Annotated in this window: 24 protein-coding genes; 2 read left to right on the top strand and 22 right to left on the bottom strand. The window is 61.3% G+C overall.

All coding sequences use genetic code 11. The annotated features are described in order from the left end of the window. Positions 1 to 119: 119 nt before the first annotated feature. Genes AC3WOY_RS14045 through AC3WOY_RS14035 form a run of 3 tightly spaced genes read right to left on the bottom strand, consistent with a single transcriptional unit; the run spans position 120 to position 3,592 of the window. Positions 120 to 1,151, bottom strand: coding sequence for an ABC transporter substrate-binding protein (locus tag AC3WOY_RS14045; RefSeq protein WP_492424768.1), 1,032 nt, complete (start codon positions 1,149 to 1,151; stop codon positions 120 to 122). Between the two features lie 37 nt (positions 1,152 to 1,188). Beyond that, on the bottom strand, positions 1,189 to 2,292 hold the full coding sequence (locus AC3WOY_RS14040; protein WP_492424766.1) for an ABC transporter ATP-binding protein: 1,104 nt from the start codon (positions 2,290 to 2,292) through the stop codon (positions 1,189 to 1,191). A 28-nt stretch (positions 2,293 to 2,320) separates the two neighbouring features. Then, positions 2,321 to 3,592 (bottom strand): 4-aminobutyrate--2-oxoglutarate transaminase, encoded by a 1,272-nt coding sequence (locus AC3WOY_RS14035; RefSeq protein ID WP_492429305.1) that lies wholly within the window; start codon positions 3,590 to 3,592, stop codon positions 2,321 to 2,323. Between the two features lie 186 nt (positions 3,593 to 3,778). Between AC3WOY_RS14035 and pdxR the strand changes: the two genes are divergently transcribed. Continuing rightward, complete coding sequence (pdxR, locus tag AC3WOY_RS14030; RefSeq protein ID WP_492424764.1) at positions 3,779 to 5,296, top strand: MocR-like pyridoxine biosynthesis transcription factor PdxR; 1,518 nt, start codon at positions 3,779 to 3,781, stop codon at positions 5,294 to 5,296. Here pdxR and AC3WOY_RS14025 read toward each other — a convergent pair. From AC3WOY_RS14025 to AC3WOY_RS13970, 12 genes are all read right to left on the bottom strand, one after another. Further along, entirely contained in the window at positions 5,285 to 5,779 is a 495-nt protein-coding gene (locus AC3WOY_RS14025; RefSeq protein WP_492424762.1) for a hypothetical protein, read from the bottom strand. The genes pdxR and AC3WOY_RS14025 overlap by 12 nt on opposite strands. A gap of 68 nt (positions 5,780 to 5,847) precedes the next feature. Next, positions 5,848 to 6,609 carry an SGNH/GDSL hydrolase family protein gene (locus AC3WOY_RS14020; protein ID WP_492424760.1) on the bottom strand — a complete coding sequence of 254 codons (762 nt, stop codon included), beginning with the start codon at positions 6,607 to 6,609 and terminating at the stop codon, positions 5,848 to 5,850. Between the two features lie 27 nt (positions 6,610 to 6,636). Continuing rightward, complete coding sequence (locus tag AC3WOY_RS14015) at positions 6,637 to 7,068, bottom strand: CoA-binding protein (protein ID WP_492429303.1); 432 nt, start codon at positions 7,066 to 7,068, stop codon at positions 6,637 to 6,639. A gap of 105 nt (positions 7,069 to 7,173) precedes the next feature. Further along, positions 7,174 to 7,596, bottom strand: coding sequence for a F0F1 ATP synthase subunit epsilon (locus AC3WOY_RS14010; protein ID WP_088710632.1), 423 nt, complete (start codon positions 7,594 to 7,596; stop codon positions 7,174 to 7,176). A 110-nt stretch (positions 7,597 to 7,706) separates the two neighbouring features. Then, positions 7,707 to 9,104, bottom strand: coding sequence for a F0F1 ATP synthase subunit beta (gene atpD / locus AC3WOY_RS14005; RefSeq protein ID WP_492424758.1), 1,398 nt, complete (start codon positions 9,102 to 9,104; stop codon positions 7,707 to 7,709). A 32-nt stretch (positions 9,105 to 9,136) separates the two neighbouring features. Further along, positions 9,137 to 10,006 carry a F0F1 ATP synthase subunit gamma gene (gene atpG, locus AC3WOY_RS14000; protein WP_492424756.1) on the bottom strand — a complete coding sequence of 290 codons (870 nt, stop codon included), beginning with the start codon at positions 10,004 to 10,006 and terminating at the stop codon, positions 9,137 to 9,139. Between the two features lie 27 nt (positions 10,007 to 10,033). Continuing rightward, positions 10,034 to 11,569 (bottom strand): F0F1 ATP synthase subunit alpha, encoded by a 1,536-nt coding sequence (atpA, locus tag AC3WOY_RS13995; RefSeq protein ID WP_492424754.1) that lies wholly within the window; start codon positions 11,567 to 11,569, stop codon positions 10,034 to 10,036. 54 nt (positions 11,570 to 11,623) lie between these two features. After that, the gene (locus AC3WOY_RS13990; protein ID WP_492424752.1) at positions 11,624 to 12,157 is read right to left on the bottom strand and encodes a F0F1 ATP synthase subunit delta; all 534 of its coding nucleotides are present in this window, start codon (positions 12,155 to 12,157) and stop codon (positions 11,624 to 11,626) included. Positions 12,158 to 12,159: 2 nt separating this feature from the next. After that, positions 12,160 to 12,630, bottom strand: a complete 471-nt coding sequence (locus AC3WOY_RS13985) for a F0F1 ATP synthase subunit B (protein WP_492424750.1) — start codon at positions 12,628 to 12,630, stop codon at positions 12,160 to 12,162. Between the two features lie 74 nt (positions 12,631 to 12,704). Continuing rightward, positions 12,705 to 12,950, bottom strand: a complete 246-nt coding sequence (atpE, locus tag AC3WOY_RS13980; RefSeq protein WP_088710626.1) for a F0F1 ATP synthase subunit C — start codon at positions 12,948 to 12,950, stop codon at positions 12,705 to 12,707. A gap of 80 nt (positions 12,951 to 13,030) precedes the next feature. Beyond that, positions 13,031 to 13,852, bottom strand: coding sequence for a F0F1 ATP synthase subunit A (atpB, locus tag AC3WOY_RS13975; RefSeq protein ID WP_492424747.1), 822 nt, complete (start codon positions 13,850 to 13,852; stop codon positions 13,031 to 13,033). Between the two features lies 1 nt (position 13,853). Continuing rightward, positions 13,854 to 14,192 (bottom strand): ATP synthase subunit I, encoded by a 339-nt coding sequence (locus AC3WOY_RS13970; protein WP_492424745.1) that lies wholly within the window; start codon positions 14,190 to 14,192, stop codon positions 13,854 to 13,856. A 423-nt stretch (positions 14,193 to 14,615) separates the two neighbouring features. On the opposite strand from AC3WOY_RS13970, the gene AC3WOY_RS13965 reads away from it, so the two are divergent. Beyond that, a complete protein-coding gene (locus AC3WOY_RS13965) occupies positions 14,616 to 15,116 on the top strand; it encodes an acyl-CoA thioesterase (RefSeq protein WP_492424743.1) in 501 nt (166 codons plus the stop codon). An 8-nt stretch (positions 15,117 to 15,124) separates the two neighbouring features. Here the strand turns inward: AC3WOY_RS13965 and AC3WOY_RS13960 are convergent, their stop codons facing one another. From AC3WOY_RS13960 to AC3WOY_RS13930, 7 genes are all read right to left on the bottom strand, one after another. Next, a complete protein-coding gene (locus AC3WOY_RS13960; RefSeq protein ID WP_492424741.1) occupies positions 15,125 to 15,670 on the bottom strand; it encodes an RBBP9/YdeN family alpha/beta hydrolase in 546 nt (181 codons plus the stop codon). Beyond that, positions 15,667 to 16,548, bottom strand: coding sequence for a ParB/RepB/Spo0J family partition protein (locus tag AC3WOY_RS13955; RefSeq protein WP_492424739.1), 882 nt, complete (start codon positions 16,546 to 16,548; stop codon positions 15,667 to 15,669). The genes AC3WOY_RS13960 and AC3WOY_RS13955 overlap by 4 nt, the downstream gene beginning before the upstream one ends. 8 nt (positions 16,549 to 16,556) lie before the next feature. After that, positions 16,557 to 17,327: a ParA family protein gene (locus AC3WOY_RS13950; RefSeq protein ID WP_492424737.1), complete on the bottom strand. Its 771-nt coding sequence runs from the start codon at positions 17,325 to 17,327 to the stop codon at positions 16,557 to 16,559. A 6-nt stretch (positions 17,328 to 17,333) separates the two neighbouring features. Then, the gene (gene leuE / locus AC3WOY_RS13945; RefSeq protein WP_492424735.1) at positions 17,334 to 17,966 is read right to left on the bottom strand and encodes a leucine efflux protein LeuE; all 633 of its coding nucleotides are present in this window, start codon (positions 17,964 to 17,966) and stop codon (positions 17,334 to 17,336) included. Beyond that, a complete protein-coding gene (gene rsmG, locus AC3WOY_RS13940; protein ID WP_492424733.1) occupies positions 17,963 to 18,616 on the bottom strand; it encodes a 16S rRNA (guanine(527)-N(7))-methyltransferase RsmG in 654 nt (217 codons plus the stop codon). Before rsmG ends, leuE begins: the two co-directional genes overlap by 4 nt. A gap of 13 nt (positions 18,617 to 18,629) precedes the next feature. Further along, complete coding sequence (gene mnmG / locus AC3WOY_RS13935) at positions 18,630 to 20,555, bottom strand: tRNA uridine-5-carboxymethylaminomethyl(34) synthesis enzyme MnmG (protein ID WP_492424731.1); 1,926 nt, start codon at positions 20,553 to 20,555, stop codon at positions 18,630 to 18,632. 132 nt (positions 20,556 to 20,687) lie between these two features. Then, positions 20,688 to 21,461, bottom strand: a complete 774-nt coding sequence (locus tag AC3WOY_RS13930) for a hypothetical protein (protein WP_492424729.1) — start codon at positions 21,459 to 21,461, stop codon at positions 20,688 to 20,690. Between the last annotated feature and the right edge of the window lie 51 nt (positions 21,462 to 21,512).

The following is a 21,512-nucleotide window of genomic DNA, read 5'->3' as shown; positions in this document are numbered from 1 at the left end:
TGCGGTGTTGCAGCTCCTTGCCGTGGAACCACCACGGCAAGGAGCTGCGCCTTGCATTCGGCCGGTTCTCGGGGCTGCGCGCCCCTTCCCTGGTTCATAACACCCTCTAAGAGACACTGTTACTTGGCCGCCCAGGCAGTGAAGCGCTGCTCCAGCTCTTCACCATGGTCGGTCCAGAACTTCAGGTTCTGTTGCACGGAATCCTTCACGTTCGCGGTCGAAGTCGGCAGATTCGCGAGCATCTTGTAGTCCATGCGCTTGAACGCCAGGTTGTTGACCGGGCCGTAGGCGATCTTGGTGGCGTAGTTGTGCTGCGCTTCCGGCGTGCTCGAGAAAGCGATGAACTTCTCGGCGGCTTCCTTGTTCTTCGCGCCCTTCGGGATCACCCAGTAGTCGAGGTCATAGATCGCGCCCGCCCACGAGATCGCGAGGTTCTTGCCTTCGCGCTGCGCGGCGTCGATGCGGCCGTTGAACACGGTGGACATGGCAACGTCGCCCGCGACCAGGAATTGCGGCGGCTGCGCGCCGGCTTCCCACCACTGGATATGCGGCTTGATCTCGTCCAGCTTCTTGAACGCGCGGTCGACACCGGCCTTGGTGGACAGGACGTTGTAGACCTCCTTGGTCGGCACGCCGTCGGCCATCAATGCGAATTCGAGGTTGTAGCGCGCGCCCTTGCGCATGCCGCGCTTGCCGGGGAATTTCTTGACGTCCCAGAAATCGGCCCAGCCCTTGGGGGCGGTCTTCAGCTTGTCGGCGTTGTAGCCGAGCACGGTGGACCACACGAAGGCGCCGAAACCGCATTCATGGAAGGCCGCCGGCATGAAGTCGTCCTTCTTGCCGAACTTGCCGTGGTCGATCTTTTCCAGCAAGCCTTCCTCGCAGGCGCGGCCGACTTCGCCGGATTCGACTTCCACCAGGTCCCAGCTCACTTTCTTCGCTTCGACCATGGCCTTGACCTTGGCCATTTCGCCGTTGTATTCGACCACCGTCACCTTGTTGCCGCTCGACTTCTGGAAGGGTTCGACATAGGCAAGCTTCTGGGCATTGCTGTTGGCGCCACCGAAGTTGACGACGGTGAGTTCGTTCGCCTGCGCAAGGCCGGCAGTGGCAAGGGCGGCAAGCAGGATGGAGGGGACGTGCAGTTTCATGAAGGCTCCTTGAATGTTCTTGTGACGGTGGAAAAAACTACTGGAAGACGCGAAGACGGTCCGGCTCGATGCCGAGCGTCACCGATGACCCGGTGCGCAGCGACGGCAAGGCGGTATCGTTGAGCGCGAGCTTGACGAAGCAGTCGTCCTGCTGCGGCACGGCACAGCGCACACGCACGTGGTCGCCGAAATAGATCAGGTCGGAGACGGTGGCGGCGAGCGTGTTCCTGGCCTGCTCGGCGCTCGATACGAGACGGATGCGTTCCGGACGCACGCAGGCAGTGACCTGCTGCCCCGGCCCCGCGCTGCTCACATTCAGGCCGGTCAGGATGCGGCCATCGGGCAGGCGCATGCCACACTGGCTGCCGTCGATGGCGGCAACAGTGCCGCTGAACCGGTTGTTGTCGCCGATGAAGCCGGCCACGAACTGGTTCTGCGGATGCTCGTACAGGTCATCGACTTCGGCCAGCTGCTGGATCACGCCCTGGTCGAACACGGCAACACGGTCCGACATGGTCAGCGCCTCGCTCTGGTCGTGCGTCACGTAGACGAAGGTCAGGCCGAGGCGCTGGTGCAGCGCCTTGAGTTCGAGCTGCATGTGCTCGCGCAACTGCTTGTCGAGTGCACCCAGGGGTTCGTCCATCAGCACCAGCTTCGGCTCGAACACGAGGGCGCGCGCGAGGGCGATGCGCTGCTGCTGGCCGCCGGAAAGCTGCGCCGGATAGCGGTCGGCGAATTTCCCCATCTGCACCATGTCCAGCGCCTGCTTCACTTTCGCAGCGCGGGTCACGGTGTCGATCTTGCGTACCGACAGCGGATAGGCGACGTTCTGCGCCACCGTCATGTGCGGGAACAGCGCATAGTTCTGGAACACCATGCCGATGTTGCGCTTGTGCGGCGGCACCTTGTTGAGCAGCTGTCCTTCGAGGCGGATCTCGCCGCCCGTGGGGAATTCAAAGCCTGCCAGCATCATCAGGCAGGTCGTCTTCCCCGACCCCGAGGGACCGAGCAGCGTCAGGAATTCGCCGCGCTCGATGTCGAGGTCGAGATGCTTGACGACGAGATGTTCGCCGTCGTAGGTCTTCTTCACGCCGCGAAAAGCGACGAGGGTGTCACGTTGGATATGTTCTTCATTCAGCACGTTTTGTCTCCCCACTCGTTCTGAAAAGTCAGCTCTCTCGCAGCGCGTCGGCGAGGATGCCGAGCGCCTCTTCCATCAGCTTGTCGCTGATGGTCAGCGGGAACAGGAAGCGGATGACGTTGCCGTACACGCCGCAGGTCAGCAGCAGCAGGCCGTTTTCCATCGCACGTGCCTGGACCCGCTTCGTAAAGTCCACATCGGGCTCGCGCGTTCCGGGCTTCATGAACTCGACCGCGACCATGGCGCCGAGGCCGCGCACGTCGGCGATCTCTTTCACGCCGGCTTCGCGCAGGTCGTTGAGCTTGTCCTTCAGGCGCTGGCCGAGGACGTTGGCGCGTTCAACGAGTTGTTCTTCCTTGATCACGTCGAGCACCGCGTGGGCGGAGGCCACCGCCAGCGGATTGCCGGCGTAGGTGCCGCCGAGACCGCCGGGCGCGGGTGCGTCCATGATCTCGGCACGGCCGCACACCGCGGATAGCGGCATGCCGCCGGCGAGGCTCTTGGCCATCGTCATCAGGTCGGGCAGCACGTCGTAGTGCTCCATCGCGAACAGCTTGCCGGTACGGGCGAAGCCGGTCTGCACTTCGTCGGCGATCAGCAGGATGCCGTGCTGGTCGCACAGCGCGCGCAGGGCACGCATGAAATCCACCGGAGCCGGGTAGAAACCGCCCTCGCCCTGCACCGGCTCGAGGATGATCGCGGCGACGCGCTTCGGGTCGATGTCGGACTTGAACAGCGACTGCAGCGCATCGAGCGAATCCTGCGTGGAGATGCCATGGACCGGAATCGGGAACGGCGCGTGGTACACCTCGCCCGGGAAGGGACCGAAGCCGACCTTGTACGGCACGACCTTGCCGGTGAGCGCCATGCCCATCATCGTGCGGCCGTGGAAGCCGCCGGAGAAGGCGATGACGCCGGTGCGTCCGGTCGCGGCGCGGGCGATCTTGATCGCGTTTTCGACGGCTTCGGCACCCGTCGAGAAGAACGCGGTCTTCTTCGCATGGCTGCCCGGAGTGATGGCATTGATGCGTTCCGCCAGCTCGACGTAGCTCGCGTACGGCACGATCTGGTAGGCGGTATGCGTGAACTTGTCGAGCTGCTTCTGCATCGCTTCGATCAGCTTCGGGTGGCGGTGGCCGGTATTGAGCACCGCGATGCCGCTGGCGAAATCGATATAGCGGCGGTTCTCGACATCCCAGATTTCGGAGTTGGACGCGCGATCGGCGTAGAACTGGCACATCACGCCGACGCCGCGCGGGGTGGCCGCGTCTTTGCGGCGCTGTAGTTCGGAATTCTTCATCATCGTCCCATTTGCCTTGTGTAAATGCGATGACGCATCGTACTTCCGCTTTGGCTCCATAAAATAGATCCACTTTGGTTTAATTGATGGTGCCACTTTGGAAGTGCGGAGCCGGCGGGATTGACAGGATGCAAGGGAACATGGCTCTATAGCTGTTTGCACATCGCACTTTTCGATGGAGCCACTTTGCGAATCGCCGCCCTTTCCGACTTCCTCCTGCAACGCATCGACCGCGCCGCCGGCACACCGGTCAACCGCCAGCTGTACCAGGTGATCCGTGAGGCAATCCTTGCCCATGTGCTGCCGGTCGGGCTGCAATTGCCCAGTTCGCGCGACTTGGCGCGCGAACTGGGCATGTCGCGCAATACTGTCACCTATGCCTACGAGCAGCTGGTGGCGGAGGGTTTCCTCGAAACGCGCGTGGGTGCGGGGACTTTTGTCGCGGATACCGTGCCGCATGAAATTCCCGAAGCGGTCGCCAAGGGAGCGGCCCGTTCGAACCTGGCCGGCAGCCTCGGGCTGTCGCAGCGCGGGGCGCAACTGGTCGAGCATGCAGGCGCCTACCGGCTGCAGTGGGGCGCTTTCATGCCGGGGGTGCCGGATGTGACGCATTTCCCCACCAAGACCTGGAGCCGCCTGCAGAACAAGTACTGGCGGCGTGCGCGGCCGGAGATGCTCACCTACGGCCAGGGCGGCGGCTATCCGCCGCTGCGGGAAGCGATTGCGGAGTACCTGCGCGTGGTGCGTTCAGTGAATTGCACGGCGGACCAGGTGATCGTGACGACCGGCATCCACCAGTCGATCGATCTGGCGACGAAACTGCTGGCGGATGTGGGCGACCGCGCTTGGGTCGAGGACCCGTGCTACTGGGGGACGCGCAGCGTGCTGCGCTCGCTGAACCTGCATCCGGTCCCGGTTGCGGTCGATGGCGAAGGCATTGACCTGCGCTGCGGCGACTGGCAGAACCCGCCGCGCTTCATTTTCGTCACGCCATCGCACCAGTATCCGCTGGGGCCGGTGATGAGCCTGTCGCGGCGCCGCATGCTGCTGGAGTATGCGTCTGTCCATAATGCGTGGATCATGGAAGACGATTACGACAGCGAGTTCCGCTACAACAGCCGTCCTCTGGCTTCGCTGCAGGGAATGGATACGCATGATCGGGTGCTCTATCTCGGCTCGTTCAGCAAGACGCTTTTTCCCGGCCTTCGCATCGGCTTCCTCGTGGTCCCGCAGGCGCTCGCCTCGCCTTTTGCAACCGGGCTGTCGGAGCTCTATCGCGGCGGACAGGTCTTTACCCAGGCGGTGCTGGCCGATTTCATGGCGGAGGGGCATTTCGCCTCGCACATCCGGCGCATGCGCGTGCTGTACGAGCAGCGCCTGCGCCTGCTGCAGGAAGCCATCGTGCGCAATTTCGGCGACGACCTGCCGATGACGGGCGGCGACGCCGGCCTGCACCTGACGCTCGGCCTGCCCGACAACTGTGACGATGCGGTAGTCAGCCGCCATGCGCAGTCGGAAGGCATCATTGCCCGCCCCTTGTCCCGGTACTACATGGACGCGAAGACGGCACGCCGCGGACTGCTCCTCGGCTACGCCTGCGTGCCGAACGAGAATGTCGCCCCCACCTTCGACCGGCTGGCAAGGATCATTCGTCCTTACCTTGCCGGGCAGGGCACGCGGAAGCGGCAGGCGTCAGGAGACTAGCCTGCCGTGCTGCTCTTCGTCGGCGATGCGCCGGATGTAGGCGGCAAAGTGCGGATCCTCGCCGCGCAGCAGCTGGGGGAGAAGGTAGTAGAAATCTTCACGCTGACACCATTCCCGCATGTAGTCGTCCCATGAATTCCAGCGGCGCAGGGCGACGCCTTTCAGGTCCGGTTCGTAGGAAACGATGTAGGCGCGCTCGAACAGGGCGATGAGCATCTCGAAGATGATCAGCATGCGCTCGCGCTGCTCGTCGCTCAGGTTGGGCGTCGGCGGGTTGGTGCGCAGCTTGAGGTCGGGATTGTCGAGGACGATCTTCAGGAAATCGTTGTACGCATTCTGCAGCAGCTGGTACGCCTCCTCGTCCTCGGCGTCGCGCTCCTTGCGCTGTTCATACAGGAACAGGAAGATCGCGAACGGCAGGCCGAACACGGTGACGATGAAGCTGGCGGTTTCCCAGAAGTCGGGATCAAGCAGGAATTCCATGACAATCTCTCTGGTGGTCACCTATCCTACCGCCATTTACCACCGGAATCATCCTCTGAAGCAAGCAATCACACTCGGCTTGCGTTTGAACAGATCGTGGTGAAGCGAGGCACTGCGGCATCGGCGAGCAGTTGCGCCCACGCCGTACAGCCCTTTTCGGAGGGATGGTAGCCGTCGGATGCCATCATCGTCCTGTCGCGCGTATCGAGGGCGAGCGGCACATGGCAGACGGCTTCGTGCATGCCCGCGAGTTCCGTCGCGGCGTGGTCAAGGACGGCAGCCTTCAGGCCCATGACCCAGCGCAGGGGCTGCGGCAAGGCAGGAAAATGCGCCACGGGCGGCACACCGGAGAGCAGGACCAGCTTCGGCTGGCAGCGATGGGCAATGGCCTGCAATACCTCGCCCAGGTCGCGCGTCCAGCGCCCGGCAGGACTGAAGGCCGTCGTATCGTTCACCCCGAAGGCAACCAGGGCGATGTCCACCGGCTCCTCGGGAATCGCCAGGATGAAGGACTCGAGCGCTTCGCGCGCCGTCACGCCATTTTTGCCGCACGCGCGCCACGCCACCGGTCGCTGAAGACGGTTTGCCAGCGCAATTGCCAGCTGGCCGGAAATTGCCTGCTCGTGTGTGCTTACTCCGACACCGGCAACCGGTGACTCCCCGACCGTCAGCAAACGCAAGGGCCCGCCAGCATGCGCGCCTCCGGCGATACCTTCCACCGGCCCGCCGGCCTCGGGAAGGCGCGGCGTGACCTTGCGCGTATGCCTGCCCTGCACGATCAGGAAAGGCAGCATCGGCAAGGCGACCAGTTCCGGCAGATAGCGGCGCATTCCGGGTTCCTGTTGTTTGGGTGCGCTTCAGCGCAACTGCATGTGTTCGATCTTGATGCACTTGTCCATCACGACCTCAAGTCCCGCCTTCACGGCGCAGGCGGCGGCCTCGTCATCGATCACGCCAAGCTGCATCCAGACGGTCCGCGCGCGGATCGCAATCGCCTCATCGACGGCTGTACCCACTTCCGCCGACTTGCGGAAGCAATCGACGACATCGATCCGGCCACCCTCCTTCTTGATTGCCGCATCTGCCTCTGCGAGCGTCGCGTAGCATTGCTCGCCGAGGATGCGCGTGCCTGCATACGAAGGGTTCACAGGAAGGATACGATAGCCATGGGCCTGCATGTATTGCGCAACTTCATGGCTCGGCCTGTCAGGCTTCGAGGACAAACCGACTACGGCAATGGTGCCGCTTTCCACGAGAATGCGGTTGATGATTTGCTGTTCCTGGTCCATGCGGATTCCTGCGGGAAGTAGTGACATCGACGCCGTTCCTTCAACGGCGAAGCGCCAATAAAAAAGGCAGCCGAAGCTGCCTTTTCATTGTACTGCCAACATCGCTTAGCGCTTGCGGCGCAGCTTTTCGATTGCTGCCAGCTGCGCGACGGCAGCGGCCAGTTCAGCCTGTGCCTTTGCGTAATCGATTTCCGATTCGCGGTTGGCCAGCGCTTCTTCAGCCAGTTTCTTCGCTTCAGCCGCCTTCGCCTCGTCCAGGTCGTGACCGCGGATCGCGGTATCGGCCAGCACGGTGACGCCGTTCGGTTGCACTTCGAGGATACCGCCCGCGACGAATACGAATTCCTCATCCGCCTGGCCCGGTACCTTGATGCGCACCGCACCCGGCCTGATGCGCGTGATCAGCGGGGTGTGCTGGGGATAGATACCCAGTTCACCTGCTTCACCCGGCAACGCGACGAATTCGGCCTCGCCGGCGAAGATTTCCTCTTCGGCGGAGACGACGTCTACGTGAATAGTGTGTGCCATGTTAGAACCTTTCGTCTGAAGATCAGACCGTGTGCGCGCAGTCCGCGGCCGTCAGGCAGAGCACGGTACCTTGTGCTCTGCCCGGCTGCGGCGCACTGCGCCGCGCGCGATTAGATCTTCTTGGCCTTTTCGATTGCTTCCTCGATCGTGCCGACCATGTAGAACGCCTGTTCCGGCAGGTGATCGAGTTCGCCGCTGGCGATCATCTTGAAGCCCTTGATCGTGTCCTTCAGCGAAACGTACTTGCCCGGGGAGCCGGTAAACACTTCAGCAACGTGGAACGGCTGCGACAGGAAACGCTGCATCTTGCGAGCGCGTGCCACGACCAGCTTGTCTTCCGGTGCCAGTTCGTCCATGCCCAGAATCGCGATGATGTCGCGCAGTTCCTTGTAGCGCTGCAGCGTGCCCTGAACGGCGCGCGCGGTCTCGTAGTGATCGGCACCGACGACGTTCGGGTCCAGCTGACGCGAGGTCGAATCGAGCGGATCAACCGCAGGATAAATACCGAGCGAAGCGATGTCACGTGACAACACGACGGTGGAGTCCAAGTGAGCAAACGTGGTTGCCGGCGACGGGTCGGTCAAGTCATCCGCAGGGACGTACACGGCCTGGATCGAGGTGATCGAACCGGTCTTGGTCGAGGTAATACGCTCTTGCAGGCGGCCCATTTCTTCGGCCAGCGTCGGCTGGTAACCCACCGCGGAAGGCATACGGCCCAGCAGCGCGGACACTTCGGTACCGGCCAGCGTGTAACGGTAGATGTTGTCGACGAAGAACAGAACGTCCTTGCCTTCATCACGGAAGGATTCCGCAATGGTCAGACCGGTCAGCGCCACGCGCAGACGGTTGCCCGGCGGCTCGTTCATCTGACCGTAGACCATCGCAACCTTGGAGTTGCCCAGGTTGTCCAGGTCAACGACCTTGGAGTCAGCCATTTCGTGGTAGAAGTCGTTACCTTCACGGGTACGCTCACCCACGCCGGCGAACACGGACAGACCCGAGTGTGCCTTCGCGATGTTGTTGATCAGTTCCATCATGTTCACGGTCTTGCCCACACCTGCACCGCCGAACAGACCGACCTTACCGCCCTTGGCGAACGGGCAGACCAGGTCAATCACCTTGATGCCGGTTTCCAGCAGTTCCTGCGACGGGGACAGCTCGTCGTATGCCGGCGCCTTGCGGTGGATCGATGCGGTCTGGGTTGCGTCGACCGGACCGCGTTCGTCGATCGGGTTGCCCAGCACGTCCATGATGCGGCCCAGGGTTGCCGGACCAACCGGCACGGAGATCGGTGCGCCGGTGTTCTTGATGACCATGCCGCGACGCAGACCGTCGGAAGAGCCCAGCGCAATGGTACGGACGATGCCGTCGCCAAGCTGCTGCTGCACTTCGAGGGTCAGCGCGGTGCCTTCCATCTTCAGGGCATCGTAAATCTTGGGCATCGCGTTACGCGGAAACTCCACGTCAACCACGGCGCCGATACACTGAACGATTTTGCCTTCAGCCATTTTCGTTCCTTCAATATAAGTAGATTCTTTAGTTAAACCGCAGCCGCACCGGCGACGATCTCGGACAGTTCCTTGGTAATCGCAGCCTGGCGAGTCTTGTTGTACACAAGCTTCAGTTCGCCGATCACGTTACCTGCATTGTCGGAAGCAGCCTTCATCGCCACCATGCGCGCCGATTGTTCCGACGCCATGTTTTCGGCGACGGCCTGGTAAATCAGCGCTTCGACATATCGCACCAGCAGTTCGTCGATCACGGACTGGGGATCCGGCTCGTAGATGTAATCCCACGAGTGCGAATTCTTGTCCGCTTCCATACGCTCTGCCGACAACGGCAGCAACTGGTCCATCATCGGTTCCTGTTTCATCGTGTTGATGAACTTCGTGTAGAACAGGTAAACCGCGTCGAGCATGCCTTCCTGGTACGCATCGAGCAGCACCTTGACGGGGCCGATCAACTTGTCCAGGTGCGGCGTGTCGCCGAGGCCGACAGCCTGCGACACCACCTTGGCACCGATACGGTTCAGGAAACCGAGACCCTTGTTGCCGATTGCGACTGCTTCAACCTTCTTGCCCTGACCTTCGAGCTCGCGCACCTTGTTGGTCACCTGACGCAGCACGTTGGTGTTCATGCCGCCGCACAGACCCTTGTCGGTCGTGACGACGATGATGCCCACCTTCTTTGCCGTGTCCTGCTTGACCAGGAAGGGGTGCGTGTACTCCGGGTTGGCCTGCGCCAAGTGAGCGGCGATATTACGAATCTTGTCACTGTAGGGACGGGCCGAACGCATCCGGTCCTGCGCCTTGCGCATCTTGGATGCGGCGACCATTTCCATCGCCTTGGTGATCTTCTTCGTGTTCTCTACGCTCTTGATCTTGCCGCGTATCTCTTTGCCTGCAGCCATGAGTAATTACTCCTTCAGCTCCAGTGATCAGAAAGTTTTCTTGAAGGCGGCAATCGCGGCAGCAAGTTCGGCGTCACCGTCCTTGTCGAGTTGCTTGGTGTCTTCAATCTTCTGCAGCAGGGCGCCGTGGCTGGTCTTCATGAAGTTGTGCAGGCCGGCTTCGAATGCCAGCACCTTCTTCACGTCGACGTCGTCGAAGTAGCCCTTGTTCACGGCATACAGCGACACGGCCATCAGCGAGATCGGCAGCGGGGAGTACTGCGTCTGCTTCAGCAGTTCAGTCACGCGTGCGCCGCGGTCAAGCTGCTTGCGGGTGGCTTCGTCGAGGTCGGAAGCGAACTGCGCGAACGCGGCCAGCTCACGGTACTGCGCCAGGTCGGTACGGATACCGCCGGACAGGCCCTTGATGACCTTGGTCTGCGCTGCACCACCGACGCGGGACACCGAGATACCTGCGTTGATCGCGGGACGGATACCGGCGTTGAACAGCGAGGTCTCCAGGAAGATCTGGCCGTCGGTAATGGAAATCACGTTGGTCGGAACGAACGCGGAAACGTCACCTGCCTGGGTTTCAATGATCGGCAGTGCGGTCAGCGAACCGGTCTTGCCCTTCACTTCGCCATTGGTGAACGCTTCGACGTAGTCGGGGTTCACGCGTGCTGCGCGCTCGAGCAGGCGGGAGTGGAGATAGAACACGTCGCCCGGGTAGGCTTCGCGGCCCGGCGGGCGGCGCAGCAGCAGGGAGACCTGGCGGTAAGCGACAGCCTGCTTGGACAGGTCGTCATAAATGATCAGTGCGTCTTGACCGCGGTCGCGGAAGTATTCGCCCATGGCGCAGCCGGAGTAAGCGGCGACGTACTGCATCGCGGCGGATTCGGAAGCGTTGGCGGCAACGACGATGGTGTACTCCATCGCGCCGTGCTGCTCGAGAGCGCGCACGATGTTCTTGACCGTGGAAGCCTTCTGGCCGATCGCGACGTAGATACACGTCATGTTCTGGCCCTTCTGGTTGATGATGGTATCAACCGCGACGGCGGACTTGCCGGTTTGACGGTCGCCGATGATCAGCTCGCGCTGGCCACGGCCGATCGGCACCATCGAGTCAATTGCCTTCAGGCCGGTTTGCATCGGCTGGTCAACAGACTGACGTGCGATAACGCCCGGGGCGATCTTTTCGATCGGGGCGGTCAGCTTGGCGTTGACCGGGCCCTTGCCGTCGATCGGCTGACCCAGTGCGTTGACGACGCGGCCCTTCAGTTCCGGACCGATCGGCACTTCCAGGATGCGGCCCGTGCACTTGACGGTATCGCCTTCGGAAATGTGCTCGTATTCACCCAGGATAACGGCGCCGACGGAATCGCGCTCGAGGTTCAGCGCCAGACCGAAAGTGTTGCCCGGGAATTCCAGCATCTCGCCTTGCATCGCGTCGGACAGACCGTGGATGCGGCAGATACCGTCGGTCACGGAAATCACCGTGCCCTGATTGCGAATCTCAGCGGTGTCGCCAAGGCCTTGAATCCGGCTCTTGATCAGTTCGCTGATTTCAGACGGGTTGAGTTGCATGTTAACTCCTAAATTTTTTAATCTCTGCTTACGCTAGCGTCAGCATGGCCGCGATCACGACGCGAGGGCTGTGTACATCTTCTGCAGCTTTGCGCGGACGGAAGTGTCGAGCACTTCGTCGCCAACAGCGACGCGCACGCCGCCGATCAGCGAGTTGTCCACGTTCACGGTCGGGTTCAGCTTGCGGCCGAATTTCTTTTCCAGCGTCGCCACCAGGTCTTTCACTTGTGCGTCGGTCAATGCGAACGCGCTCGTGATCTCCGCATCTGCGGCGCCTTCGGATGCATTTTTCAATGCATGGAACTGCGCGCCGATTTCCGGCAGCAGCGCGAGGCGGCCGTTTTCGACCAACATGCCAACGAAGTTTTTCGCTTCGGGGGAGACATTGGACTTCAACAGCGACAAGAACGTTTCGGAAACCTGCTTATCCGAGATCTTCGGATTGCTGGCAAAAGACTTGACGTCGGGGAGAGCAGCAACGGCCGCCATTTCCGACACGAGGTCGGACCAGGCGGCGATATTGCCGGACTTGGCTACACGGAACAGTGCTTCTGCGTAAGGACGAGCAATCGTTGCGAGTTCGGCCATGATTACAGCTCGGTCTTGAGTTGGTTCAGCAGGTCGGCGTGGGCCGCTGCGTTCACCTCACGCTTGAGGATCTGCTCGGCGCCCTTGACCGCGAGAGTCGCGACCTGGGCACGCAGTTCGTCGCGTGCACGAGTGACTTGCTGTTCTGCGTCGGCTTTGGCGGCGGCGATGATGCGCGCAGCTTCTTCGGATGCAGATTTCTTGGCGTCTTCGATGATTGCCTGGGCGCGCTTCTCAGCGTCGCCAATGCGCTTCTGGCCTTCGTCACGGGCGGTAGCCAGTTCAGCCTGCGCGCGCTTTTCAGCGGCAGCCATCTCTGCTTTGCCCCGGTCGGCGGCGGCCAGGCCGCTCGCGATCTTCTCGGCGCGCTCGTCGAGCGCCTTCATCAGCGGCGGCCACACGAATTTCATCGTGAACCACGCGAGGATGAAGAAGACCACGAACTGCGCAAACAAGGTTGCATTTAAGTTCACGGTGTTTTCCTTCTCAGAATAACGAGAGCCGAACCAGGAACCGGTTCGGCTGTTGGAAATCAGCTATACGCTAATTACTTCGCGATGAACGGGTTTGCGAAAGCAAACAGCATTGCGATACCAACACCGATCAGGAATGCAGCGTCGATCAGACCAGCGAGCAGGAACATCTTGGTCTGCAGGGTGTTCATGAGTTCAGGCTGACGTGCGGATGCTTCGAGGTACTTGCCGCCCATGATAGCGATACCGATACATGCACCGATAGCACCCAGGCCGATGATCAAGCCGCAAGCCAAAGCAACAAAAGAGATGTCAGTCATGAGAGTTCCTTCAAAAGGTTAAGGTTAAAAACAAAAACTAAAAAACAAACTTCGTTACGTACAACTATCCTGAGGATTCTTTAGTGCGCTTCGTGGGCCATGCCGATGTACACCAGGGTCAGCATCATGAAGATGAAGGCCTGGAGGAACACGATCAGGATGTGGAAGATTGCCCACATCGAGCCGGCGATAACGTGGCCGATGAAACCGAATGCGGTCGCCATCGAGCCGAGCAAGGCGATCAGCAGGAACAGCAGTTCGCCTGCGTACATGTTGCCGAAGAGTCGCATGCCGAGGGACACGGTGCGGGCGACATATTCGATCAGGTTCAACAGGACGTTGAACGGCGCCATGTAGATGCCGAACGGTGCCGCGAGCCACTCGTGCAGCCAGCCGCCCATGCCTTTGATCTTGATGTTGTAGTAAATAACGACTGCCAGAACGCCGAGGGACATGCCCAGGGTGCCGTTCAGGTCGGCGGTCGGTACGACGCGATGGTAGGGAATGACGTTTTCCAGGCCGAGCAGGGCGAACAGCGAGGAGAACATGTCGACCGGCAGGAAGTCCAGCGAGTTCATCAGCGCGACCCAGACGAAGACGGTCAGGGCCAGCGGGGCGATGAAGCGGCGGTCGCCGTGGACGATGGCCTTGGACTGGTCTTCGACCATCTCGACGACCATTTCAACCGCAGCCTGGAAGCGGCCCGGCACGCCGGAAGTCGCCTTGCGCGCGGCCAGCCACATCAGGAAGCAGCCGAGCACGCCCATCGCCACGGACCAGAAAACGGTGTCCATGTTGATGATCGAGAAATCGACGATCTTGTCTTGATGATGGGTGGAGAAGTGTCCGAGGTGGTGGACTATGTATTCTGATGCGGTTGGAGCGTGTCCAGTGGATGCCATGTCAGTGCCTAAATATTAAGATGATGTAACTTTTCAGCGCCACGATGAATGCGGCGAGTAGCGCCAGCCAGTTCAAATCGCGGTACAGCCATACCACCGCGCCGAGTAGCGCGACGGTCAATGCAATCTTGATAAATTCGCCGATGAAAAACGTCATCGGGTTGACAGCCCCGGGCTTGCGCGCGTTGGTAAACAAACGCAGGGCGAACAAGCCGTTCGGCACAACACAGCTCAAGCCGCCAAGAAGCGCAGACAACAGCGCGTGCCATCCTCCAATCAGGCCGGCAATCAGGCCGGTAATGATCGTAGTTAAAAGCTGCAGGAGGACGACGCGTAGCATTGGTGATCCGCTTTGGTGCAATCCGTGGGACTTCCTGTTCCTGAAAGCACCCGCTACGGGCCGCGATATTTCTTCGTGGGCGTCTTGTTAAACCACGGGATTATAAGTGTTTTCCACAGGGATGGTCAAACCTTTGGCGGAAGGAAAGTCTTATATAAGACTATAGTAGAACTACGATATTGGCCTACGTGAAAATGCGGAGTATGGAGCATCAAACCCGGCGCTTGCGGAAGTCCGGACATTGGCGAATAGTCCTAGTCGGACTATTCGCACCTTCTTGGTGCGCATCTTGCCAAAGATTTGAGCTTTCCCCTTTCAAATCAAGTAGTTATTGAAAGGTTAATGAAAGCTGTCCGGTGGCATGCTTATTGTTATGGATGCCATGCGTGCATTTCGCATGCGCCTTCTTCAAAGGACATGAATATGGATTCCCACCGGCCCGCCCCTCGCGCCATCACCCTTCGCTTCCTGGCGGAGCCGACCGACGTCAACTTCGGCGGGAAAGTCCATGGCGGCGCCGTCATGAAATGGATCGACCAGGCGGGCTATGCCTGCGCGGTCGGCTGGAGCGGCTATTACTGCGTGACGGTCTTCGTCGGCGGGATCCGCTTTTACAAGCCCATCTTCATCGGCCAGGTCGTCGAGGTGACTGCGACTGTCGTGCATACGGGGAATTCGAGTATCCATATCGCGATCGATGTGTCGGCAACCGATCCGAGGACGGGCACGCGCAAGAAGACGACGCGCTGCCTGATTGTGTTCGTCGCAGTCGATGGCGGCGGCGATACGGTGCAGGTGCCTGAATGGGAGCCTGTGACCGAGGAAGACCTGCGCCTGCAGAAATACGCGATGCGGATGGCGGAGATGCGCAAGGCGCAGGAGGATGAGCTGGCGTTGATCGGCGAAGGCACCGCCCTGCCCTGACAGCGTCCTCAGCCTGCGACGCTGTGCAGCCAGTCCCGGCCTTGCGGCCAATCGCCGAGCCCGCTTTCGGAATTGATGTGGCCGTGCGCGCCAAGGTCGTGGAAATCGGCGCACCAGGCATTCGCCCAGGCTTTTGCCTTGGGCAGTTCGCACCACGGATCGTTGGATGAGGCGACGACCACCGTCTTGAATGGCAGCTTCGCTTGCGGCATGGGTGCGAAGCCCCTGACGAATTCGGGGAAGTCCGTGCGTTCAACATCGGGCGGCGCGACGAGCAATGCCCCCTTCACTTTCGAGGCGTGAGGCTTGTCTGAGTGCATCGACGCCCACCATGCAGCGGTGGCGCAGCCAAGGCTGTGTGCGGCGAGGACCACAGGTCCATTCGCGGAGGCGATCGCCGCATCAAGCGTATGCACCCACTCATCGCGGTTAGGTGTAAACCACTCGCGCTGCTGGACGCGATGCACGTTCGGCAGCATGCCTTCCCACAACGTTTGCCAATGCCCCTCGCCTGAATTGAACAGGCCGGGATGAATGAGGATGGTCGGTGTCATTCGCCGCGCAGCTTCGCAATCAATCCATCGAGCGCATCGAGGTTGGCGAAGTCGATGATGAGCTGGCCCTTGTTCTTGGCGCCGACCTTGATCACGACCTGCGTGGCCAGGGTATCGGACAACTCTTCTTCAAGGCGTGCGAGGTCGCGCGATTTTTCCTTGCCTGCGCGATTCTTGTTGCCGGCCTGTTCCGTCGTTGTTTTCACCACCAGCTTCTCGGCTTCGCGCACGGACATGCGCTTGGCGACGATCTGGTTGGCGAGCGTGATCTGCGTGGCGGAATCGACGGCGAGCAATGCGCGCGCGTGGCCCATGTCGATGTCACCGGCCATCAGCATCGTCTGCACGGGCTTGGCGAGATTCAGCAGGCGCAGCAGGTTGGACACCGCGCTGCGCGAACGTCCTACCGCACCGGCCGCCTGCTCATGCGTGAAGTCGAAGTCGGTGATCAGGCGATGGATGCCTTGCGCTTCTTCCAGCGGATTGAGGTCTTCGCGCTGGATGTTTTCGATCAACGCCATCGCGGCAGCGGCCTGGTCGTCGACATCCTTCACCAGCACCGGCACTTCGTTGAGGCCGGCGATCTGTGCGGCGCGGAAGCGGCGTTCGCCGGCGATGATTTCGTAGCGGCCGTCACCGTTGACCGGGCGCACGAGGATGGGTTGCATCAGGCCTTGCGCCTTGATCGATGCAGCGAGCTCCTGCAGCGCGCCTTCGTCCATGCGCGTGCGCGGCTGGTATTTGCCGGCCTGCATCTTCGTGACGCTCAGCGTCGACGGGGCGCCTGCGACGGTGGGGACAGCTTCCTCGAAGTCGGATGAACCGCCAAGCAGTGCGTCGAGGCCGCGGCCGAGTCCCTTGGTTTTCTTGAGTGCCATGTTCTGCCTTACATAGTCTTGATGCGCTCAACCATCTCCGTGCCGAAGGAGATGTACGCCTGCGCGCCTTTCGACGCGGGATCGAATGTGACACCCGGCATGCCGTAGGACGGTGCTTCGGCAAGGCGCACGTTGCGCGGGATGATGGTCTTGAATACCTTGTCGCCGAAGTGCTGTTCGAGTTGCGCCGAGACCTGCTGCGACAACGTCATGCGCGGGTCGAACATCACGCGCAGCAGCCCGATGATCTTGAGGTCGGTATTGAGCTTGCCGTGCACCTTCTTGATCGTGTTGACGAGGTCGGACAAACCTTCGAGTGCGTAGTATTCGCACTGCATCGGGATGATCACGCCGTGCGCGGCGCACAGGCCGTTCAGCGTGAGCATCGACAGGGCGGGGGGACAATCGATCAGCATGAAATCGTACTCGCCGGCGACGGCGGCGAGTGCGTCTTTCAGGCGTTTCTCGCGGTTCTCGAGTTCGACCATTTCGACTTCGGCACCGGCCAGTTCGCGATTGGCGGGCAGCACGTCGAAGCCGCCGGTCTCCGATGTCTTGCGCGCGGTCTTGACGTCGGCGAGTCCGAGCAGCACTTCATAGACGGACGATTCGAGCTGGGCCTTGTTGATGCCGGCGCCCATCGTGGCATTGCCCTGCGGATCGAGGTCGACCAGCAAGACGCGCTGATCGATCTTGGCGAGGCCGGCTGCGAGGTTGACTGCGGTTGTTGTCTTGCCGACGCCGCCCTTCTGGTTGGCGACGCAGAATATCTTGGCCATGTTGTTTTAGTTTGTCGTGAGTTTGATGCCGAAACCGATCAGGAACATGCCCGCCATTTTCGATGCGAATGCAGCGATGCGCCGATTGCGTGCGAGTCGTTTTGCCGCAGCGTTGCCGGCGAGGACCAGCAGGCTGCCGTAGAACAGGGTGCAACAGGAAATCACCACGCCCATCGCCGCGAAGGTGACTGCACCCTGATGCGTCGCGGGATCGATGAAGAGCGGGAAGAAAGCCATGTAGAACACGATGGCCTTCGGATTGATGAGCGTGACGAGGAAGCCGCGGCGGAAGTCGGCGGCATTCGAGAACGGCACGACCGCCCCGCCCTGTTCACTCTTGGCGAATACGAGACGCAGGCCAAGATACGCGAGGTAGGCGGCGCCAAGATATTGCAGTCCCTGGAACAGCAGCGGGTTCGCCTGCAGCAGTGCGGCGACGCCAATGGCGGCGAGGAACATCAACACGAGGTCGCCCAGCATGAGACCGGCGAGCGACGCGAAGCCGCCGCGCAATCCACGCTGGCCTGCGCAGGTGAGGACGCAGAAGGTGCCCGGACCGGGCAGCATGAGGAAGACCATGGTGGCTGCGATGAGTTGCCACACGTCGGTGATGCCGATGGAATGAAACAGTGCGTTCATGCCTGTCCTTCAGCTTCGATGAATACGAGATGGCGCTCGGCGTCGAGGCCGGGCACGGTCAGCGATTCTACCTTGCCGACTTTCCATCCGGCAGGAAGTCGCGCGATTTCTTCGTTCGGCATGACGCCCTTGAGGGCGATGAAGTGTCCGCCCTCCTCCAGCAGATGGCCGGACCAGGTGACGAAGTCGTTCAGTTCGGCGAATGCGCGCGAGGTGATGACGTCGAATTTCTGCGGCACTTTCAGCTGCTCCACCCGGCTGGTGTAGACAGTCACGTTGGCCAGGCCGAGTTCGGCTTTGACTTGCGTGAGGAAGGCGGTCTTCTTGTGCACGGTGTCGACCATGGACACGCGCATGTCGGGACGCGCGATGGCGAGCACGATGCCGGGCAAGCCGCCGCCTGCGCCGACGTCGAGGATGTTCGTCGCCCCGGCGAACGCGGGTACGACCGTGAGCGAATCGAGCAGGTGGTGCGTGACCATCTGCTTCGGATCACGCAGCGCGGTCAGGTTATAGACAGCATTCCATTTTGACAACAATGCGAGGTAATCCATCAGCTTGCCGAGCTGGGCATCGTTGAGGTCGAGTTGCAATGTGCGGGCGCCGTCGGCAAGCGTGCGCATCAGTTCATCGCGGGAAAAGGAGGTCATCGGCGGACTGTCCTTACACGGCCGCCGGGGCGTTGACGAAGTCCTTGAATCCGCCCTTCTTCAGGTGCACCAGCAGCAGCGAGATCGCTGCCGGCGTGACGCCTGAAATGCGGGAAGCCTGGCCCAGGGTCTCGGGACGGTGCTTGTTCAGCTTCTGGCGCACCTCGACGGACAGGCCGCGCACTTCCATGTAATCGATGTCGGCGGGCAGCTTCAGGTTTTCGTAGTGGTCGTGGCGCTCGACCTCGCGCGCCTGGCGGTCGATGTAGCCGGCGTATTTCACCGAGATCTCGACCTGCTCGGCGACAGTGCCGTCGGCGACGCCGGGGCCGGCGAGATCCTGGCCTTCCATGCCCTTCAGCGTCATCAGGCTTTCGTAGCTCACGTTGGGACGGCGCAGGAGGTCAGCAAGCGCGTACTCCCGCTCGATTGCCTTGCCGAGGATACGCTCCGCTTCTGCCTGCGGCAGGATGCGCGGGTTGACCCAGGTGGACTTCAGCCGCTCCAGTTCGCGGGCCACGGCTTCGCGCTTGCGCTCGAAGACTTCCCACTGGGCGTCGCCGACGCAGCCGAGTTCGCGGCCGATTTCTGTCAGGCGCATATCGGCGTTGTCCTCACGCAGGCTGAGGCGGTACTCGGCGCGGCTGGTGAACATGCGATAGGGTTCCTGCACGCCCTTGGTGATCAGGTCGTCGACCAGCACGCCGAGGTAGGCTTCGTCGCGGCGCGGCGTCCATGATTCGCGCCCCTGGGTTTGCAGTGCGGCGTTGATGCCGGCAAGCATGCCTTGGGCGGCGGCTTCTTCATAGCCGGTGGTGCCGTTGATCTGTCCGGCGAAGAACAGGCCCTGGATGGCTTTGGTTTCCAGCGAGGACTTCAGGCCCCGCGGATCGAAGTAGTCGTACTCGATGGCGTAGCCGGGACGGAGGATGTGCGCATTCTCCAGGCCGCGCATGGAGTGAACGAGTTCGAGCTGCACGTCGAACGGCAGGCTGGTCGAAATCCCGTTCGGGTAGAACTCGTTGGTCGTCAGCCCTTCCGGCTCCAGGAAAATCTGGTGCGCGTTCTTGTCGGCAAAGCGGTGGATCTTGTCCTCGATCGACGGGCAGTAGCGCGGGCCCACGCCTTCGATCACGCCGGTATACATCGGGCTGCGGTCGAGGCCGCCGCGGATGATGTCGTGGGTGCGTTCGTTGGTATGGGTAATCCAGCACGGCAACTGCTGCGGGTGCATGGCGGCGGAGCCCATGACCGAGAAAACCGGGATCGGGTCGAGATCGCCCGGCTGCTCTTCCATGACGGAGAAGTCGATCGTGCGGCCGTCGATGCGTGGCGGGGTGCCGGTCTTCAGGCGGCCTTGCGGCAGCTTCAATTCCTTCAGGCGCGCGGACAGTGAAATCGCGGGTGGGTCACCGGCACGGCCAGCGGAGTAGTTATTGAGGCCGACATGGATCTTCCCGTCGAGGAAAGTCCCTGCGGTCAGCACCACGGCGCGGCTGCGGAAGCGGATGCCGACCTGCGTCACTGCGCCGACAACACGGTCGCCCTCCACCATCAGGTCGTCCACCGCCTGCTGGAACAGCCAGAGGTTGGGCTGGTTTTCGAGACGGCGGCGAATGGCGGCCTTGTACAGGATGCGGTCAGCCTGGGCGCGGGTCGCGCGGACGGCCGGACCTTTCGAGGAATTCAGGATGCGAAACTGGATGCCGCCTTCGTCGGTCGCAATCGCCATCGCCCCGCCCATCGCATCCACTTCCTTGACCAGATGCCCCTTGCCGATTCCGCCGATGGACGGATTGCAGGACATCTGGCCGAGGGTTTCGATGTTGTGGGTCAGTAGCAGGGTCTTTTGACCCATGCGGGCGGAAGCCAGTGCGGCCTCCGTGCCGGCGTGACCGCCGCCGACAACGATGACGTCGAATTCAGTAGGAAAAAGCATATTTCGCCTCGAAGAGACGGGTAAGGAAGTGGGCGGCGGATACGGTGCCGGAGGCGAGATTATAAAGTGTTTTTCGCCCTGCCCCTTCCGTTAGTCACGCTTTCGCTCCTGTTTGTTTCACGTGAAACAAAATTAGGAGGTGATGCGGGCGAGGACGAAGCCGACGATGAATGACAGTCCGGACACGATCAGCCAGTAGCCCCAATGTACCGCCTTGAAGGGATTCAGCTCCTCGTAGGGTTGCTGCATGACCGGGTCGGGGATCAACACGGGTGCCGGCTGGGTGATGGCGACTGACTGCTTTTGCACCCTCCTCGCCCGCAACTCCTCCATGAGCGCGTCTGCAGCCTGGACGTCGTCCGCATCAAGTGTCGGCTCCGGCCATGCCGGACGGCTTGGCGGCGATGTGGGGACGGTGAGCAACGGGGCATCGTCGACAACGGCAGCCGCTGCAGCCGGTGTGCTTTCCATCATCTGCCCGGCGGCGACCGGTGCGGGTGGATCTGCCCATGCGCTGACTTGCATCCCGTGACTTAACATCCCAAGTTCATCCTCCGGATCCCTGAGGATCACGGTTACCGGGTCCATTGGGTCTTGCTGGAGGAATCGGTCTATGACCGTCCGTTCGAGCTCATCGGGAGCCTGCCCGTCCAAGGGCATGAAGACCTCCAGCACAAGTTCTTTTGCCTGGAGCTTTTGCAGGGCGCGACCAAACCGCTCGTCCGTCAGGACGGGAAGCTTCGCGCGGATCTCCTTGTAGGACGACACCCCGTCCACCATGATCAGGACAAGTCGTTCGCTTTGGGTCAGCCCATGGCTCTTCTGATGAATCTCTTCGCGTCCGGAATGGGTACGCTGGAATATGGTGGCAGGATCGGTCATATCTGGTGAAAGGTTATGTTTCACGTGAAACACTTGGACGTCAAACCGCGCTGAATGTTTCCGGCGGCCATCAAT

It is taken from the genome of Noviherbaspirillum sp. FW303-A3, from assembly GCF_058788695.1.
This window is presented reverse-complemented; position numbering and strand designations above follow the sequence as displayed.